Genomic DNA, 1,810 nt, shown 5'->3' with positions numbered 1-1,810 from the left:
GGGCGTCCGGGGCCCGCGGTGTGCTCCTCGAGGCGGGCGCGCAGGGTGCGGATCTCGCGTTCGAGGGCGAGGTGGTGCTGGTGGGTGTCGTAGAGGTGGCGGACCTTGGTGCGCAGGGCCCAGGGGTCGACGGGTTTGGTGACGAGGTCGGCGACGCCGAGGGCGTAGGCGGCGCCGCCGAGCTGCCGGTCGCGGGCGAAGCCGGTGAGCAGGACGACGGGGATGTGCTGGGTCTGCTCCAGGCGGCGCATGTAGCGCACGACCTCCAGGCCGCCGGTGCCGGGCATGTGGACGTCGAGGAGCACCAGGCCGACGGGTCCGCGCAGCAGTTGTTTGAGGGCTTCGTCGCCGCTGGTGGCCCGGCCCAGTGGGCGGCCCAGCGGGGCCAGGGCGTTCTCCAGCGCGTACAGGGTGTCCTTGTGGTCGTCGACGATGAGGATGCGGGCATCGGGTGGCATGGCGCACGTCCCTCCTCGCAAGGGACCGGAGGTGAGCTGTCCGGGGGCCGGCGGGTGGTGTCCGTCGGCCGACAAGGAGCGCACAGCGCAGCATGCCCCGCCCGGGCCCTCGTGTCACTCCCCGGGGGAGGCCGTTGTGGGTCGGTCCGCCGGGGGTGTGGGGCCGTTCACGGCCGCGTCGGCGATGCCCTCGTGGTGGCGGATCACCTCGGCGATGATGAAGTTCAGGAACTTCTCCGCGAAGGCCGGGTCGAGTTTGGCGTTCTCGGCGAGGGCGCGCAGCCGGGCGATCTGGCGGGCCTCGCGGTCCGGGTCGGCGGGCGGCAGCCGGTGTTCGGCCTTGAGGCGGCCGACCTGCTGGGTGCACTTGAAGCGCTCGGCGAGCATGTGGACGACGGCCGCGTCGATGTTGTCGATGCTGTCGCGCAGCCGGGTGAGCTCCTCGCGGACGGCGGGGTCGACGTCCGCGGTGCCGGTGTTGCTGGTGGTCATGGGAGGTCAGCCTACGGGTGGCGGGGGCGGTGGCCGGGGCGTGCCCGTAGAGTGGAATCGGGTTCAGGGCGTCCGGGGGTGAGACGTGGCGAACGACGGACCGGTCGAGCACGGCTATCCGCATCTGGAGACGGTGCGGGCGGCCATCACCGCGGTGTACAGGCGTCTGTCGTACGACACGGTCCGTACGTTCTCGACCAGTGTGGCGCCGGCCGACGTGGCGTTCTGCGACACGGACGATCTCCATCTGGGGGCGCAGCGGGTGGCCCGCGAGCTGGTGCGGCACTACCGGCTGCCGGACGCGCGGCTGATCGTCGGGTTCCGGGAGATGAAGCACGCGGCGAACGTCGAACTCGAGGCCGGCCCGGAGTACTTCGTCGAGCTGAACGACCGGTTCCGTACGCATCGGCGGGACATCGGGGCGGCGCTGGCGCACGAGGTGGCGCATGTGTACCTGCACCGTCTGGGGCTGTCGTTCCCCGGTACGCGGGACAACGAGATCCTGACGGACACGACGGCGACGTACCTGGGGGCGGGGTGGCTGCTGCTGGACGCGTTCCGTCAGGACGGGGTGTCGTCGCAGAAGCTGGGGTACCTCACGCCGGAGGAGTTCGGGTACGTGCTGGCGAAGCGGTCCCTGGCGTTCGGGGAGGACCCGTCGGTGTGGTTCACCAGCCCGCAGGCGTACACGGCGTACGCCGAGGGCATGGCGCTGGCCCGCCGTGACGAGCGGCAGCCGCCGCTGACGGCGGCCGGCTGGGCGGGCCGTCGGCGTTACGCGCGGGACCGCCGCCGCGCCCGGGACCACCACCTCGCCGCCGTCCCGGCGGACGCCGGGCCGGAGGTCCCGTACCGCTTCA

The 1,810-nt window shown here is 72.5% G+C and carries 3 protein-coding genes; 1 reads left to right on the top strand and 2 read right to left on the bottom strand.

Translation table 11 applies throughout. The features are described from left to right. Both B7L92_RS26375 and B7L92_RS26370 read right to left on the bottom strand, forming a co-directional pair. The coding region (locus B7L92_RS26375; protein WP_081239885.1) for a response regulator at nt 1-458 on the bottom strand (458 nt) is incomplete at its 3' end. Between the two features lie 114 nt (nt 459-572). Beyond that, entirely contained in the window at nt 573-950 is a 378-nt protein-coding gene (locus B7L92_RS26370; RefSeq protein WP_081239884.1) for a chorismate mutase, read from the bottom strand. Between the two features lie 85 nt (nt 951-1,035). Here B7L92_RS26370 and B7L92_RS26365 point away from each other — a divergent pair. Further along, nucleotides 1,036-1,810 (top strand): hypothetical protein (locus B7L92_RS26365; RefSeq protein ID WP_174704019.1); only part of this gene is annotated, 775 nt, incomplete at its 3' end.

Origin of the sequence: Streptomyces viridosporus, from assembly GCF_002078235.1 — a bacterium.
GTDB classification, from domain to species: Bacteria; Actinomycetota; Actinomycetes; order Streptomycetales; family Streptomycetaceae; genus Streptomyces; species Streptomyces viridosporus.
The sequence above is the reverse complement of the archived record's forward strand: the minus strand, read 5'-3'. Positions and strand labels throughout refer to the sequence as shown.